Source organism: Polaromonas sp. P1_E3, from assembly GCF_056405935.1.
The window spans coordinates 27,989-43,800 of sequence record NZ_JBFUBD010000005.1 but is presented as its reverse complement, the minus strand read 5'-3'; the positions used below and the strand labels follow the sequence as shown (position 1 = coordinate 43,800).

At 63.2% G+C, this 15,812-nt stretch carries 17 protein-coding genes; 3 read left to right on the top strand and 14 right to left on the bottom strand.

All coding sequences use genetic code 11. From position 1 onward, the window contains the following. Positions 1 to 23 precede the first annotated feature (23 nt). From AC1D0Z_RS02230 to AC1D0Z_RS02165, 14 genes are all read right to left on the bottom strand, one after another. The gene (locus AC1D0Z_RS02230; RefSeq protein ID WP_477656611.1) at positions 24 to 1,031 is read right to left on the bottom strand and encodes a threonine dehydratase; all 1,008 of its coding nucleotides are present in this window, start codon (positions 1,029 to 1,031) and stop codon (positions 24 to 26) included. 115 nt (positions 1,032 to 1,146) lie between these two features. Continuing rightward, a complete protein-coding gene (locus tag AC1D0Z_RS02225) occupies positions 1,147 to 1,785 on the bottom strand; it encodes a LysE family translocator (protein ID WP_477656610.1) in 639 nt (212 codons plus the stop codon). A gap of 267 nt (positions 1,786 to 2,052) precedes the next feature. Continuing rightward, positions 2,053 to 2,766 carry a VOC family protein gene (locus tag AC1D0Z_RS02220; protein ID WP_477656609.1) on the bottom strand — a complete coding sequence of 238 codons (714 nt, stop codon included), beginning with the start codon at positions 2,764 to 2,766 and terminating at the stop codon, positions 2,053 to 2,055. A gap of 9 nt (positions 2,767 to 2,775) precedes the next feature. After that, positions 2,776 to 3,690: a PhzF family phenazine biosynthesis protein gene (locus AC1D0Z_RS02215; RefSeq protein ID WP_477656608.1), complete on the bottom strand. Its 915-nt coding sequence runs from the start codon at positions 3,688 to 3,690 to the stop codon at positions 2,776 to 2,778. Between the two features lie 33 nt (positions 3,691 to 3,723). After that, positions 3,724 to 4,344, bottom strand: coding sequence for a glutathione S-transferase family protein (locus tag AC1D0Z_RS02210; protein WP_477656607.1), 621 nt, complete (start codon positions 4,342 to 4,344; stop codon positions 3,724 to 3,726). Positions 4,345 to 4,347: 3 nt separating this feature from the next. Next, positions 4,348 to 4,986, bottom strand: a complete 639-nt coding sequence (locus AC1D0Z_RS02205) for a LysE family translocator (RefSeq protein WP_477656606.1) — start codon at positions 4,984 to 4,986, stop codon at positions 4,348 to 4,350. Next, positions 4,983 to 6,176: an aminotransferase-like domain-containing protein gene (locus tag AC1D0Z_RS02200; protein WP_477656605.1), complete on the bottom strand. Its 1,194-nt coding sequence runs from the start codon at positions 6,174 to 6,176 to the stop codon at positions 4,983 to 4,985. The genes AC1D0Z_RS02205 and AC1D0Z_RS02200 overlap by 4 nt, the downstream gene beginning before the upstream one ends. A 108-nt stretch (positions 6,177 to 6,284) precedes the next feature. Further along, positions 6,285 to 6,746: a DUF6196 family protein gene (locus tag AC1D0Z_RS02195; protein ID WP_477656604.1), complete on the bottom strand. Its 462-nt coding sequence runs from the start codon at positions 6,744 to 6,746 to the stop codon at positions 6,285 to 6,287. Positions 6,747 to 6,765: 19 nt separating this feature from the next. Next, on the bottom strand, positions 6,766 to 7,413 hold the full coding sequence (locus tag AC1D0Z_RS02190; RefSeq protein WP_477656603.1) for a DJ-1/PfpI family protein: 648 nt from the start codon (positions 7,411 to 7,413) through the stop codon (positions 6,766 to 6,768). A gap of 99 nt (positions 7,414 to 7,512) precedes the next feature. After that, a complete protein-coding gene (locus AC1D0Z_RS02185) occupies positions 7,513 to 7,842 on the bottom strand; it encodes a DHCW motif cupin fold protein (RefSeq protein ID WP_477656602.1) in 330 nt (109 codons plus the stop codon). Between the two features lie 4 nt (positions 7,843 to 7,846). Then, positions 7,847 to 8,308, bottom strand: a complete 462-nt coding sequence (locus AC1D0Z_RS02180) for a RidA family protein (protein ID WP_477656601.1) — start codon at positions 8,306 to 8,308, stop codon at positions 7,847 to 7,849. A gap of 67 nt (positions 8,309 to 8,375) precedes the next feature. Continuing rightward, a complete protein-coding gene (locus AC1D0Z_RS02175; RefSeq protein ID WP_477656600.1) occupies positions 8,376 to 8,708 on the bottom strand; it encodes an antibiotic biosynthesis monooxygenase family protein in 333 nt (110 codons plus the stop codon). Then, positions 8,708 to 9,664, bottom strand: coding sequence for a DMT family transporter (locus AC1D0Z_RS02170; RefSeq protein ID WP_477656599.1), 957 nt, complete (start codon positions 9,662 to 9,664; stop codon positions 8,708 to 8,710). The genes AC1D0Z_RS02175 and AC1D0Z_RS02170 overlap by 1 nt, the downstream gene beginning before the upstream one ends. After that, positions 9,661 to 10,272 (bottom strand): LysE family translocator, encoded by a 612-nt coding sequence (locus AC1D0Z_RS02165; protein ID WP_477656598.1) that lies wholly within the window; start codon positions 10,270 to 10,272, stop codon positions 9,661 to 9,663. Before AC1D0Z_RS02165 ends, AC1D0Z_RS02170 begins: the two co-directional genes overlap by 4 nt. 122 nt (positions 10,273 to 10,394) lie before the next feature. Between AC1D0Z_RS02165 and AC1D0Z_RS02160 the strand changes: the two genes are divergently transcribed. From AC1D0Z_RS02160 to AC1D0Z_RS02150, 3 genes are all read left to right on the top strand, one after another. Further along, complete coding sequence (locus AC1D0Z_RS02160) at positions 10,395 to 11,885, top strand: aminotransferase-like domain-containing protein (RefSeq protein ID WP_477656597.1); 1,491 nt, start codon at positions 10,395 to 10,397, stop codon at positions 11,883 to 11,885. Between the two features lie 595 nt (positions 11,886 to 12,480). Then, positions 12,481 to 12,981 carry a hypothetical protein gene (locus AC1D0Z_RS02155; RefSeq protein WP_477656596.1) on the top strand — a complete coding sequence of 167 codons (501 nt, stop codon included), beginning with the start codon at positions 12,481 to 12,483 and terminating at the stop codon, positions 12,979 to 12,981. A gap of 118 nt (positions 12,982 to 13,099) precedes the next feature. Beyond that, a complete protein-coding gene (locus AC1D0Z_RS02150; protein ID WP_477656595.1) occupies positions 13,100 to 15,742 on the top strand; it encodes a beta strand repeat-containing protein in 2,643 nt (880 codons plus the stop codon). The last annotated feature ends 70 nt before the right edge of the window (positions 15,743 to 15,812 follow it).

Here is a 15,812-nt window from a genome sequence, read left to right as displayed (position 1 = left end):
CGGGCAGGAAATTGACAGCCAGGTCAGGACTGAGATCCCGACAGGACATCGGCAAATACGGTCCGGTCCACATTGCCGCCGCACAGCGTGGTGCCGACCACCAGGCCCTTGAGTTGCCTGCGCTCCTGCATGGCCGCCGCAAAGCTGGCCGCACCGGCGCCTTCAGCTGCATTGTGGGTGTCGGTGTAGAGGTCGCGCATGGCCTGGGCGACTTCGTCGTCACTGACCTTCACGATCCGCTCCAGGTGCGGCAGCAGAACAGCCAGCGCTGCCGGGTCGGCGACGCGGCAGGCCATGCCATCGGCCAGTCGCGTGGTGACGGGCGCTTCCACCACCCGGCCGGCGGCCAGCGAGTCGGCATAGGTGGTGGCGTGGGTGCTGACCACGCCCACGATGCGCAGCTTGCGGCCCAGGGCAAGCTTGGCCGCAATGGCCGAGCAGGCGCCCGAGCCCTGGCCGATGGGTACATAGACGACATCAAGCTGCGGCACTGCCAGCATGAACTCCCACCAATAGGTGCTGACGCCGCGCAGCAGGTCCCTGTGAAAACTGGGCACCATGTGGGCATTGCGCTCGCCAGCCAGCCTGGTGGCGAATTCGCGGCTTTCCTGGAAGTCTTCCCCTTGTTCGATCAGCGTCACGCCGAGCGCGCGCATGGCGGCGTTTTTCTCCACCGAGTTGCCGTGTGGAACCACGATGGTGCAGGGCACGCCGTGCGCACGGGCAGCCCAGCCAATGCTCTGGCCGTGATTGCCGCGCGTGGCGCTGATGACTTCTTGCGGCATTTCGCCGCGCTGTTTCAGCCCGTCAAAGTAAGTGAGCCCGCCGCGCAACTTGAATGCGCCCACCGGTGTGTGGTTCTCGTGCTTGATCCAGCAGTCGGTGCCCAGCCGTTGGCTGGAGAGGCCCCAGCGGTATTGCGGCGTGGCCTGGAATTCGCGGTAGACGACGCGCGCGGCGTCTTCTATCTCCTGCAGCGATGGCAGCATGTTGTTCTCCAGACCAAGGGGGTGGTCGAGTACGGCGCTCATTGGCTGGCCTCCGCTCTGCGAGCTGCGGTATTCGCCTTGGGAACGGCCCGGCGGCTCATGGGGGTGACCTCCGCTCTGCGAGCTGCGGTATTCGCCTTGGGAACGGCCCGGCGGCTCATGCAGCCACCCGCTTTTCAGCCAGCAGGCGCAGCGCCAGGAGGCCCAGCACCGTTCCCATCACATAGCGCTGCACGCGCATCCAGCTGATGTTGCGGTTCAGGAAACCGGCAATCGCAGCGGCAAAGCAGATCAACACAGTGTTCACGCCGGTGCTGACGCTGATCTGCACCGCGCCCAGCGTCAGGCTTTGCAGCAGCAGGTCACCGCGCTCGGGGTGCAGGAACTGCGGGAAGAACGAGAGGTAAAACATCGCCACCTTGGGATTGAGCAGATTGGTCATGAAGCCCATGAGGAAGAGCGTGCGCGGCGGGTCGTGCGGGAGCTCGCGCGTTTCAAAAGGAGCGAGGCCGCCTGGCTTGACGGCCTGCCAGGCCATCCAGAGCAGGTAAGCCGCGCCGGCGATCTTGATCGCGTCAAATGCCAGCGGTACGGCCAGCAGCAGCGCCGTCAGACCGAAAGATGCAGCCAGCAGGTGCACCACAAAACCCAGCGCCACGCCGCCCAGCGACACCAGGCCGGCGCTGCGGCCCTGGCACAGCGTGCGTGAGATGCAGTAGATCATGTTGGGCCCGGGTGTGAGCACGAGCACCAATGCGGCGAGGGCAAACCAGGCGAGTTCGGTGGACGTCAACATATAGGTCCTATGAATACTATTTTTGCAAATGCGAATGGGGTGAAAACGGCGCCAATCAAGGCGCGCGACGACGCCCAGACCGGGTGTCTGGGCTAGGAGCGCAACGCCGAGTGGCGCCGTTTTCACCCCATTCCCTCCGGGTTGCGATCAAAAAGGCCTTGCGCGGCGTTGCAAAGCCTTGACGGGGTTCACCCCGCCTGCGTTTTGCGCCTTGCTCAAGGCCTTTTTGACTCGCAACGCATCTTGCAAAAATAGTATTCATAGGACCTATGCTCCTTTGGATTCCAGGGTGACGAGGCCGCGCGGCGTTTGCAGCGTGGCGATGAGATTGGGCGGGCCTTGCGAGAGGCCTACGCCGGCCAGCCCTATGGCCTCGTAGCCGCCGCGCAATGCGTCGGGGCGCGGGTGGCTGGCGTGCAGCGATTGCAGCGTGACGCCTGAGGGCTGCATGCCATCGGCCGGATGCACGTCGCCCCACTGGATCAGCGTGGGCAACGCACCGTAAAACAGCCTCTGGCCATCTTCACGCACGGTAATTTTCCAGCTGAGCTGGCCTTGCGGCGTCATGCGCGAGACGTCCAGCGCCTCACCGCGGTCCAGCCCCAGGCGGGAAAGCGCGCGCACCGCCGCGCTCACACGGGGCGTCGAGGCAACAAAGTGCGCGAGCTGCGGGCCGGTCTTGCTCAGCCGCAACTGCAACTCATGATCATCCAGGTCAAACCAGCGCCTGGCCGGTGCCGTACGCGGGGTTGGCTTGTCCGGGTTGATTGCAATGATTTCGAAATAGGCGCGTGGAAAGGCCGGCGAGGCCACTGTGAAGAGCCGGTTGTGCGTGCCCATCAGCGGATGCTCGCCGCCCGGCCCGGGCGTGATGCCCAGCACGCGTTCGCACCACAGCACGCCTTCGGCGAGGCTGGCCGCCACCACCACGAGGTGGTCGACCTGCGAGGCCAGCGGTATGGATGCGGCGGTGGTTTCCATGATGAGCCTTTAGAGCGTCACGCTTCCGTCTATGCAGGTTACCGATTCGCCGCCCACCCAGACCTGGCCGGCCGCATCGCGCTCGATATGCACCTGGCCGGCGCGATCAAGGCAAACACCTTGCGACGCGGTGTAGCGTTCGGGCGCATGGCCTTCGGCAATCAGCCACTGGGCCAGGCTGGCATTGAGGCTGCCCGTGACAGGGTCTTCATCGACGCCGATGGGGGCGGCGAATGCACGCACTTCGAAATCCGGGGCCGCTTCAGGCGCGGAAGCTGCAAAAGCTTTTGCCTCGCGGTTGGCGCGTGCGATCAGCGGCGCCGTGTCCTCATGCGGGTAGCGCGCCACCACGCCGACTTTGGTGCCCAGTTTCATGAGCGCCTTGTGGTCGGGCGTCAGTTGCAGCACGGTTTCGGGCGTGTCGAGCAGCAGGCCCAGCCACAGGGGGCCGTTGTCCAGGCATTGGGCGGCCAGGATACTCGTCGCTTTAATCCCCAGTGCGCCGGCAACCTGGGCCAGCAACGCGGGGCTGGGCGCGGAGCGCTTGAGGGCCGGCGCGGCAAAAGCGAGGCGCTTTGTGCCAGTCTCGCGGCGAATCTTCACCAGGCCTACTTTGCACTCCTGCACGATAAAGTCTTTGCTGCGCGGTTGCCCACCGTTCTCCAGCCAGCTGTGGCAACTGCCCAGCGTGGGGTGGCCGGCAAAAGGCAGTTCGCCGCCGGGCGTGAAGATGCGGACGCTGTAATCAGCCGTGGCGTCTGTGGGCGGCAGCAGGAAAGTCGTTTCGGAAAGGTTGGTCCATTTGGCAAAGCGCTGCATGGCGGCGTCGTCCAGGCCGCTGCCGTCGATGACCACGGCCAGGGGGTTGCCGAAGTAAGGGGTGGGTGTGAAGACGTCGACTTGCTTGAATGCGCGCTGCTTCATGGGGTTCTCGGTTTTTCAGGGTGGTTTGAAGATTTATGACAAGGGCAGGTCCAGCACGCCGCGCGTGGCGGGACGTGCCAGGATGGTCTGGTACCAGCGATCCAGGTGCGGCCGCACGGCACGGGGCTGTGGCAGGCCGAACCAGCGGTGCATTTCGCAGGCCAGCGGGATGTCTGCGATGCCGAAGCGTTCGCCCCCGATGAAAGCCCGGGTGGCCAGATGGGCATCCAGCAGGGACAGCAGTGGCTCTGTGGCGGCCACCGACTGCGCGATTAGCACCTCATCGCGTTGCGCCGCCGGGGTTCGGATCCACTGGATGAATGCGCTGCGCCCGGCCGGGTTGAAGGTGGTCTGCTGCCAGTCCATCCATTGCTCGGCGGCGAAACGTTCCGGCAGCCCGGCGGGATAAAAGTCCCCATGCGAATGCCTGGCACACAGGTAGCGCACGATGACGTTGGATTCCCATATCCTGGTATCGCCGTCTTCCAGCAGCGGCACCAGTGCGTTGGGGTTCTTTCGCCGGTACTCGGCCTCCCTGACGATGCCGAACTGGCCGCCGGCGTCGGTGCGCTGCAGGGTTAGACCCAGTTCTTGCGCGACCCACACCACCTTGCGAACATTGATGGAACTGATGCGTCCCCAGAGATGAAGCATGGATCAGATTCCTTTGGATGGCCGGTCGAGTAAAAGCAGCCGCAGTGCGAGCCCCGCCATGGCAAAGGCCAGCAAGCCGCGCTGGAATTTTGCCGCGCCGGGGTGTGCCTGCAACCGGCGCCCAATTTGCCCGCTGAAGGCGCCCAGCAGGGTGTTGAACACCAGCGCCATCGCAGACAAGATGACCCCCAGCAGCAGCAACTGCAGCGTGACATGGCCTTGCGCCGGGTCGACAAACTGCGGCAGAAACACCATGAAGAACAGCAGTGCTTTCGGATTCACAAGATTGTTCAGCAACGCCATGCGCACGATGCGCCCAAAGCCCGCAGAGGGGCTTTGCGCCTGGCTGGGTGCACCGGCCGGCCGCAAGGCCTGCCGTGCGAGCCACAGCAAATACAGCGCACCGGCATAGCGAAGCAGGTCGAAGGAGGGCGGCCAGGCCGCCACCAGTGCTGTCACGCCGGTGGCGGCGCACAGTGTATGGATCAGGTCTGCCGCCGAGATGCCCAGGGCCGCCGCAAAGCCGCCCCGCGTGCCATGCGCCACGCCATGCGACAGCACAAAGGCCATGTTGGGGCCCGGCGACATGAAAAGCGCCAGCACCGCCAACAGGAACAGCGACAACGTGCCGGTCTCCATCATGCGGCGCGCAGTTTTTCGGGAACGCCCGCGGGCAATTGCTCACGGATGGCCGCCGCCAGTGCGGCGATGCCGATATTGATCTGCTCCGCACTGGAGGTGACGAAGGACAGTCGCAGGGTGCGGGCGTCGGCATGGTCTGCATAAAAAGCCCAGCCTGGCACAAAGGCCACGTTGCGCTCAACCGCCTTGGGCAGCAGGTCGATGGCGTTCATGCCCTCAGGCAGGCGCACCCACAAAAACATGCCGCCGGCCGGCGTGTTCCAGCTCACGCCCTCGGGCATGTCGCGTTGCATCGCGGCCAGCATCGCGTCACGCTGCGATTTGTAGAGCGCGCGTATGGTCGGCACATGGCGGTCCAGGAAATTGTTTTTCATGGTCTCGACCACCATGCGCTGGTTGAAGCCGGGCGTGTGCAGGTCGGCTGCCTGCTTGGCCTGCAGCAGCTTGGGATAAAGCGATTTGGGCGCGACCATGAAGCCCAGCCGCAAGCCGGGTGCCAGGATTTTGGAAAAGGAACCCATGTAGACGCAGCCCTCCGGGTTGCGCGCCGTGAGCGGCAGCGGCGGCGGCGTGTCAAACCACAGGTCGCCATAAGGGTTGTCCTCAACAATGGGCAGGCCCAGGCGCGCGGCTTCGGCGCTCAGTGCGGCGCGGCGTGCCTCGGTCATGGTGCGGCCGGTCGGGTTCTGGAAATTGGGCAGCACGTAAAAGAAACGCGCACCGGCGGCTTTGCGGGTCAGGTCGGCGATGTCCACGCCTTCGTCATCGCTGGCGACCCCGATCACTTCGGGCTCCATCGGTGTGAAGGCCTGCAGCGCACCGAGGTAGGTAGGCGTTTCCACCAGCACGCGGCTGCCGGCGTCGATCAGGATTTTGGCGATCAGGTCCAGGCCCTGCTGCGAGCCGGTGGTGATCAGAACCTGCGCCGGGTCGACCTTCCAGGGCAGCATGGCGGCGACCATCTCGCGCAGCGGTGCGTAGCCTTCACTGGCTGCGTACTGCAGCGCCGCATGGCCGTCTTCGCGCAGCACCTTGTCGCAGGCTTCACGGAAGGCGGCAACCGGAAAGGTCTTGGGAGACGGCAGGCCGCCGGCAAAGCTGATGATGCCGGGCTTTTCGGTGACCTTGAGGATCTCGCGGATCACCGAGGGGTTCATTTTTTTGGCGCGCTGCGCTTGGGTCCATTCCATTTCACTCTCCTGATGGGCTGTCAAAGACAAGCCTGGTCACAAAAACTTCTGCAAGTCATTAGCTAAAGCGCTGCCGGTGGCGGCCGGCGGCAGGATAAATCAACGCGTTCATTCTGCACCCCTTCCCCGCGCCTGCATGGCGTGAATCAGGCTGACGGCCTGTGGCGCAATGCTTCCCGGAATTCCCCAGTAGTCAAAGACGCCGCCGTCGGCCGCGTGATGCCCGCAGACGACAAACACCCCCGTTCCCAGCTGCTGCTTGAACTCGCTGGCGAGCCAGCCTACAAAGCCGCTGTTGGGAATATCGGGCGCGAAATGCAGGCACACCACGGCATAGCGGTCTTCGGCTTGTGCTGACGCAGGTGCGGGCACCAGCGCGCTCCAGACTGCATGGTCACGTACCAAAGCGAGCGCTTCGATGGCGGGGTGTGCCAGCAGATGTGCAGGAAACTGCGCCAGGGGGAATTCGGCAAATGTGTAATCGCCCGGCAGCACATCCACGCGCGCGTGCGCCATCACGCGCAAAAGCCGTTTGCGTGTTTGTTCGGGGGTTTCCGGCGTCACGTCCATCAGTTTGGCTCCGCTATCGTCACGACGACGCGCTGGAGGCCTCCGGCATCATTTGCTGCTCTTGCAAATTCGCTTGCAGGTGCGCAAGCCCCCGTGAGACGTATTCTTCTTTTTCCCCGACCGGGGCAAAGTAGTGCAGCACCTCGCGGGCTTCGTCAATGCCTTTCAGCCGGGCAATCAGCCATGCGGAAATGTATTGGGCGGACATGCAGCCGCCCGCGGTTGCCAGGTTGCCCCTCGCGAAGAAGGCCTGGTTCAGGATGCTTACCCCGGCCGCCTGCACCCAGGGCTTGCTGGTCAGGTCCGTGCAAGCCGGCATCTGGCCGATGAGCCCCAGTTTGGCGAGCAAAAAGGTGCCGGAACACTGCGCCGCGATGAGCTGCCTTTGCGGATTGAGCTGCAGCTGGCTGAGGATGGATGTGTCGTTGGCAACTTCACGCGTCCTCATTCCGCTGCCTATCAGTACTGCGTCGGCCTGGTTGGCTTCTTTCAGGGTGATATGCGCATCGATGGTGAGACCGTTCATGGACGTCACCCGCTGGGTGGGGCTGGCAATGCTGACTTTCCAGCCGGCGTCGCCCCGCAGCGAAATGCGGCTCAGCATGCCGTAAGCAATGAGGGAGTCCAGCTCGTTGAAGCCGTCAAACGTGAGAATGGCGATATGCATGAAGTTGTCCTGAGGCGATTTGAAAGCGCTACTTCACTAAAAAAAAGACGTTGCGGTGAATCGCTTTGCCGGTATGGGGTAGAGACAGCCCGTGCCGGGTCAGTCCACGATAAACAGCTTGGCTCCCGAAGGCGAGGTCGAACGATGGGCTTCGGCGCCATCGGCCACCTGGTAGCTCATGCCAGGCAGCAACACGTGCACGCTGCCGTTGTCCAGCTCCGTATGCAGCTCGCCTTCCAGGCAAAGCAGGATGTGGCCTTTGCTGCACCAGTGGTCCGACACATAGCCGGGCGTGTACTCGACCATGCGCACGCGCACATCGCCAAATTTGCGGGTGCGCCAGAAGGCCTTGCCTTCCAGGGCGGAATGCTCGGTGCGGTCCACGTTCGACCAGTCGGTGGTACCAAAGGGGATTTCATTCATTTGCATGCCGTTACTCCGTGACCGATACGATGGCTTCGATTTCCACCGCAAAACCGCGTGGCAGGGAGCCCACACCGACTGCGGAGCGCGCATGGCGGCCAGCCTCGCCGAATACCTGCACCAGCAGGTCAGAGCAGCCGTTGATGACTTCGGTATGTCCCATGAAATCGGGTGTTGCGTTGACCATGCCCAGCAGCTTGACCACACGGCGCACGCGCGAGAGTTCGCCCAAGGCGGCTTTCATGGTTGCAATCAGGTTCAGTCCGACTTCGTGGGCATGGTTGCGGGCTTCCTGCGCGCTGATCTCGCGCCCGACCTTGGGCACAGCAGCCAGGTCCTGCCGCAGTGGCGAGCCCTTGCCCGACAGGTACAGCGTGGAGCCGTCGAGCACCCAGGCATCGAAGTTACCGCGCGGCACGCTCACCGGCGGAAGAATCAGGCCGAGTTGCTGCAGGCGTTGTTCAGGGCTCATCGATGCTTCCTTGTTATGGATGATTTGATGTTTTTTTGAAGAGCAGGAAAAAAGGCGGCGGCCGGCCTCAAGCCCGTTTTCGCTGGTTCGGCGTGATGTGCGCAATGGTGCCGTCGCCATAGGAACGCAACACCTGCGAGATAACGATATGAAAACCTTTGTACCACTGCGTGTACTGGCGTTTGGCTTCCAGGTGCTTGGGGTGTGCTGAAAAAACGCGCAGCGACTCTTCGGTTTCCCAAAAGTAAGTGGCATTGGTCAACACGCCATCCGGCGAACGCCAGGACTCCGCGCCCAGGTAGCCCGGCGTGGCGCGAGCGGCTTCTTCGATCAGCGCGTCCAGCGTGTGGAACCGCTCGTCGTAGGTGCCGGGTTCAAAGATAAAAGCAGCTGAATACATCACAACTTTCTGGTGTTGAGCAGAGGGCCCGCTTCGGCCGCTCGCACGCGGGCGCCTGACTGCACCGGCATTTTTTTTCCGATGAAAACAGTGGCAATCACAGCCAGCCCAAAGCCGACAGTGACCGCGTCCAGGTGTTCGCCAAGCAGCGGCACAGAAAACAGCATGGACAAAAACGGCTGCACCAACTGCACCTGGCTGACACGTACCGTGCCGCCCAGCGCCAGCCCGCGGTACCAGGCGAAAAATCCCAGCCAGGCCGAGAACACCGCCACATAGGCAAAGCCGGCCCAGGCGCTGGCTTTGAGGGGTGCCTCGGGCCAGGTGAGAAGAGACAGCGGCAAAGTCAAGGGCAGCGAGATTACCAAGGCCCAGCAGATCACGTGCTCGGCCCGCATGTGCTGGGACAGCCGCGCACCGTAGGCGTAACCGACGGCCGCGCACAAACAGGCGGCCAGCAACAAAAGGTCAGCAAAATGGATGGACAGCCCACCTGCGCTGTTTGAGCGCAGCATGGCAAACAGAACCACCAGCGCGCTGCCCAGCGCCGCACACAGCCAGAAGCCGGCCGACGGACGCTGGCGGTGCAGCAGCGCGCCCACCGCCGCGGTGGCCAGGGGCAGCACGCCGAGAATGACGCTTGCGTGCACGGCTTCCACGTAGCGCATGGCTATCGAGGTGAAGAGCGGAAACCCAAACACCACGCCGCCCGCGGTGATGGCCAAGGGCAGCCAGTCCGCCCGCTGCGGCAGCGGCGCACGGCTGAGCAGCAGGAATGCGGCCGACAACGCGGCCGCCACCGTGGCCCGCCCAAGGGCGATGAAAACGCCCGACATCTGGGGTGCATCCGGCGTGCCCACGGCCAGGCGTGTCATGGGCAGCGTGACCGCAAAAATCACGATGCCCAGCAAGCCGAGCCATAGCCCTTTGTTTATGTCTGCGGATGCGGGTGTCATATAAAAAGCATCCAGATGGCAGTGGCCACGAGTACCAGTGCCATGGCTCGGTTGAACCACCGGAGCCGTTGCCCGCTGCCGGCCGGGCCGGTCAGCCACTCGCGCAGCAATGACCCGGCGAGCGCGTAAGTGAGGTTGCTGACAAACGCGTAGACCAGCATCACCGGCAATACGATGGCAAGGCGCGTGCCCGGAGCCTCTCGGCCCGCAATCCAGCCGCTCACGATGGCGAGCGCCAGCATCCACGCCTTGATGTTGACAAACTGCAATGCGGCGCCTTGCCAGAAAGTGACGTTCAGGCGCGCCGCGTCCGCTTCGCTCATTTGGCGCGACTGGGAAATCTTCCAGGCCAGCCACAGCAGGTATGCCACACCGATGATCTTCACGGCCCAGCTCAGCAAGGGCACGGCGAGAACCAGTGCGCCCAGGCCCAGGGCACACACCAGGAGCAATACGCCCCAGCCGACCGGCACCGCGCAGACAAAAGGCAGTGCGCGTTTCAACCCGTGGTTGGCGCCCAGCGCGGTTGATAGCGTCGTGTTGGGCCCCGGCGAAAAGCTCATTGCTGTTGCCAGCACCAGTAAGGCGGTAAATTCTTGCCAGTTCATGTTTTCAACTTTATAGTTGAAAGCAATACACCACCAGTACAGTTGTTGGTACAAATCTCCAAACTGTATTGGTTAAATTGTCAGCACACATGCCGCCTGCAGGGCGTGCCAAGGCCACCCCCATGTTGATGAAAACCGCTTCACAGTCCCTCACCGAACAGTTGTCGGCGCGGTTTGCCGAACGCATCCGCAGCCGCTTGCTGGCGCCCGGGGCGCGCCTGCCTTCCGTGCGGCTTTGCGCAGAGCAGCAGGGCGTCAGTGCCTCCACCGTGGTGGCGGCCTACGACCAGTTGCTGGCTCAAGGCCTGGTGGTGGCTCGCAAGAATCGCGGTTTTTTTGTCCGTGATGCGTCGCTCAATGCCGCGCTGGCGCAAGTTCCAAAAGCGCCGGCAGCTATAAAAAATATAGCAACTGCAAAAACGGGAATGGCCGCGGATCTCGCGCCCCTAGGCACCTGGAGCACTGCGACCTGGATGGCCACGCGTCAGGCACCGGTCGATGCGACGGCGCTGATCCGCGGCATGTTCCACAAGGTCAGCAACAAGCCGCAGCCCGGCATGGGTGTGTTTCCCCCGGAATGGCTCGAAACCACCTTCATGCCGGCCGCCGTCCGCAAGGTCACCAGTGTCAGCGCGCTGCGGGACTTTTCGCTGCAATACGGTGAACCCATGGGCGATAGCGGCCTGCGCCGCGCGCTCTCGCAGAAGCTCAGCGCACTCAATGTGCACGCCGCGCCAGAGCAGATCATCACCACCGTCGGCGCCACCCATGCGCTGGATATCGTCAGCCGCACGCTCTTGCGTGCCGGGGACTGCGTGATGGTGGAGGAGCCCGGCTGGGCCGTGGAGTTTGCCCGGCTGGATGCGCTGGGCATGCGAATATTGCCGGTGCCGCGCCGTGCCGACGGCCCTGACCTGGAGGTGATGGCGCAATACTGCGAAATCCACCAGCCCAAGCTGTTTGTCAGTGTCAGCGTCTTCCATAACCCGACGGGCTACTGCCTTACGCCCGGCAGCGCCCATCGCGTGCTGCAACTGGCGATGCAGCACAACTTTCACATCGTTGAAGACGACACCTACAGCCACCTGGCGCCGGAGCATGCCACGCGGCTATGCGCGCTCGATGGGCTGCAGCGCACGATCTACGTCAGCGGCTTCGCCAAGATCCTGGCGCCTGGCTGGCGGGTCGGCTTTATGGCCGCACCCCCGGACCTTGTCGAGCGCCTGCTCGACACCAAGCTGCTGGCCACCCTGACCACACCAGCCCTGCTCGAGAAGGCGCTGGCATGGTGCATAGACCAGGGGCAGTTGCGCCGCCACGCTGAGCGTATTCGCACCCGGCTAGACGGTGCGCGCGCGCGCAGCGTCAAGCTGGCGCTGGCGCATGGCTGCACCTTTGCGGCGGAGCCCGCCGGTCTGTTCGGCTGGGTGGATACGGGCGTCGACACCGATGCGCTGTCCCAGCGCATGCTGGACGAGGGCTACCTGATCGCGCCTGGCGGCCTGTTTCATGCGGCACGCACCCCCAGCACATTGATGCGCATCAACTTTGCGACCACGCAGGAAGCTGCGTTCTGGAAGGTGTTTGCACGCTTGCGTGACACCGTGAGGTGACTCGCGCTTTCTGCTTCGGCTTGCCCTGCAAGTAAAACACCGGCGGCAGGCGGCCCGTCTCCTGATGACGCGGCCGGCCTGGAACAACCACACCTGAATCCAAACCCGGCCCGTCCACGGGTCGTTTGCCGACGCTGCAGGCATTTGCCCTGCACTCGGTTCCCTCTGTTGATCTGGACCTGCCTTCCGGGATGTGCCGCCCGCTCTACCCTGTCTGCCCGCGGCTGTGATTCGTCGCCGCGCTTGTTACATATTTAACACTGCCGGCCAGCACTCCGTCAAAAAATAAGTACTTCATATTAATTTATGGAAATTTTCCATAAATTTCCCTCGTGTTAATATGTAACTTGATGTTACTATCTGGTTGGGTCTAGCTCAAGATTCAACTCCATTGGTACATTTCTGCGATTTTTCTCACAGAAATATCGTTTTTATTCACATCTATTGCCGCGGTGTGACGTAATCGAGCCCCAAAAAACTGATAAGTAACATAAAGTTACGACTTAGTACATATCTATGCGCATCTGTTCGCTGGCGCCACCCGTATAGCCTTCGCGCCAGCCATTTGCCGAGAGTCACGAAAGGACGTTATTCCATGAAATCTGCCCTGAAATTTTGCATTTTTGCCGCCGGGCTGGTATTTGGCCATGCTGTATGGGCGCAAGCCTCACCCGTGTCCTCCCAACTCCTGGCACAACGCGTGGAGATGGTGGGAGGCAAGCCCGTGCTCAAACCTGCCGGCGACGGCAAGCCCGGTGACCTTCTTCAGTACAGCGCCACATATCGCAATACCGGTACTGCCACGGCAGGCAAGCTCCTGGCCACCATACCGGTGCCTCCGGGCACCACCTTCATCGCAGCAAGCGCCGAACCGGCACAGGCCCTGGCCTCTACCGACGGAAGCGCCTTTGCACCCATGCCGCTGACACGCATGGTTAAACAAGCCGACGGCAGCGTGCGTAAAGAGCCTGTTCCCCTGGCGGATTACCGCGCCCTGCGCTGGGAAATCGGCACCCTGGCAGCGGGCGCCAGCACCGTAGTCAGCCTTCGGGTGCGTATTGATTCACCTGCAGCCGCACCGGCTGCCAAACCGTGATGACGGCCGGCTTCCGCTGCCGTTGCGCCTTCCGCCCTGCGGACGGCGCATTTCGCCTTTCTGTTTCCCGTTAATTGTTTGTTGATTCACCGTTGTTAAGTAGCCAGGAGAAAAAGCCATGTATGCCAATCCTTCGAGTCCGCAGCCTTTAGGGCTGCAGCACTTCTTCACCCACTGGATTGTGGGATTGTTTGTCGCGCTTGCGCTGGCTCTGGCCGGCCTGGCGGCGCATGCGGCACCGCCGCCCGCGGGCACGTCAATCAGCAACCAGGCCTCGGCTACGTACTCGGATGCATCCGGCATTACGCGCACGGTGACGTCGAACGTGGTGCAGACCACGGTGCAGCAGATTGCAAGCTTGACCCTTGCGGCGAACGGCGCGCAAAACGCAACACCCGGCAGCGTGGTGTATTACCCGCACACCCTGACCAACACAGGTAACGGCACCGACAGCTTCAACCTGACTAGCAGCAATACCGGCGCGTTCTCGATGGCGAGCGTGCAGATCTTTGCCGACAACGGCAGCGGCTCGCCCACGGGTTCCGCCATCACCTCGACCGGCGCGTTGGCCGCAGGCGGCCTGTTCAAGTTCATCGTGGTTGCCACGCTGCCCGGCACGGCCACGGCGGCGCAGACCAACACCATCACGGTGACCGGCACCAGCGTTTTCGACAACACGAAGACCCAGTCCAACACCGACGTGACCACAGCCACGACGAATGCGGTGATTGCGCTGACCAAGGGCGGCAGCGTCCCCAGCGGCCCCGCCGGCACATCCATTACCTACACGCTGACCTATACGAACAACGGTAACAGCACGGCTACCGCCGTGGCGATCACCGACGTCCTGCCGGCAGGCCTGACTTACACCGCGGGTTCCGCACGCTGGAGTGTCACCGGCGCCACGGCGCTGAGCGACAGCGGCGGCTCCAGCGGCTCCGCCCCCAATACCCTGACTTCGAGCTACACGGTGGGCACCAAGACCCTGCTGGTCACGCTGAACCAGGTGACGGCCGGCCAGTCGGGCACCATCGTTTTCAGCGCGACCGTGGCTCCAGGTACTGCGCCCGGCCTGCTGAACAACACCGCGACGACGTCATACAACAACGGCGCCACCACGGTGGCAGGCACCTCCAACACCTTTGGCTTCACGGTATTGCAAGCCGGGGCCGTGACGCTGAGCGGCGCCACGGTGGCCGGCCCAGCCGCACCCGGCTCGACGGTGAGTTTCACCAACACGGTGACCAACACCGGCAACGGCTCCGACACTTTCAACATGACGCTGAGCTCGGGTAACTTTCCGGCCGGTACGACCTTCCAGCTCTTCAAGAGTGATGGTGTCACGCCGCTGGTCGATACCAACAGCGATGGAACCGTCGACACCGGCCCGTTGGCCGCAGGCGCCACCTACAACGTGATCCTCAAAGCCACGCTGCCACCGAACGCGACCAATGCCGGTGCGCCTTTCATCATCGCCAAGACGGCAACGTCCGTGTTTGACCCGACCAAGACGGCCAGCGCCAACGACCAGCTGACGGCAGTGGCCAGCGCAGCAGTTGACGCCACCAACAACCTGCCGACCGCGGGGGGTGTTCCTGGCGCGGGCGTGTTCGCCAACGGTGAAGGTGCAGCGCAGGTCACCAACACGCTGAACCCCGGCGCCTCGACGGTCTTCACCATTGTGGCCAACAACACCGGTCCATCGCCGGACAGCTACAACCTGGGCGCCAGCACGGTCAGCACCTTTGCCAGTGTGACGCTGCCCGCCGGCTGGACAGTCAGCTTCCGTGCCGACGGCGGCGTGGGTAATTGCTCGACCCTCGGCGCGACCATCACCAACACCGGCTCCGTGGCTGCCGGCGGCAACGTCGTCGTCTGCGCGGTGGTCGGTGTGCCGGCCGGCTTTGCGGCAGGCACCACGCAGCTGTATTTCCGCACGCTGTCGCCCACATCGAACGCCTCGGACACGCTGCATGACGCCGTGACCGTGAACGCTGTTCGCCTGGTTACGCTGACGCCCAATGGCGCCGGCCAGACCTACCCAGGTGGCTCTTACGTTTACAGCCACACCCTGACCAACTCCGGCAACGTGCTGGAAGGCAACGGTACGGTCAGTACTGTGACGCTTGCGAGCAGCAACAACCAGGCCGGCTGGACTTCCGCGCTGTACTACGATGCCAACGCCAACGGTGTGCTCGACGCGACCGACCCCCAGATCAGCAGTACCTTGCATGCTGCGGGTGTCTTGCCTGCGGGCCTGGCTCCTGGTGCATCGATCACGGTGTTCAACAAGGTGATCGCTCCCAGCGGCGCAACGCCCGGTGCCGTGGACGCCACGACCATCACGGTTACGACCAGCAACGGCAGCTATGTGACGACTGTTCCGGCCGTATCCACCGCTATTGACAGCACCACCGTGATCGCCGGCAACCTGACGCTGACCAAGGCACAGTCCCTGGACACGGCATGCGCCGGTGCTACCGGTGGCACGGTTTACGCGGCAGCCACCCTGAGCGCCCGTCCCAACCAGTGCGTGCTGTACCAGATCACAGTGACCAACGTGGGATCCGCGAATGCGACCGCCGTCGTCGTGTCCGACGCGACGCCGAGCTACACCACGTTGAGCAGCGCGGCTGCCACCACGGTGGGCACTATCACCGGGCCTACCGCAGGCACTACCGGCACCGTCACCGCAACGATCGGCACCCTGACTCCCGGTCAGTCGGCGATCGTGACCTTCGGTGTGCGTATCAACCCTTAACCGGGACTGACCTCTAGCGCGGGAAGCGAAAGCTTCCCCGCTTTTCCAAGGGCACGACCGCGTGCCCTTT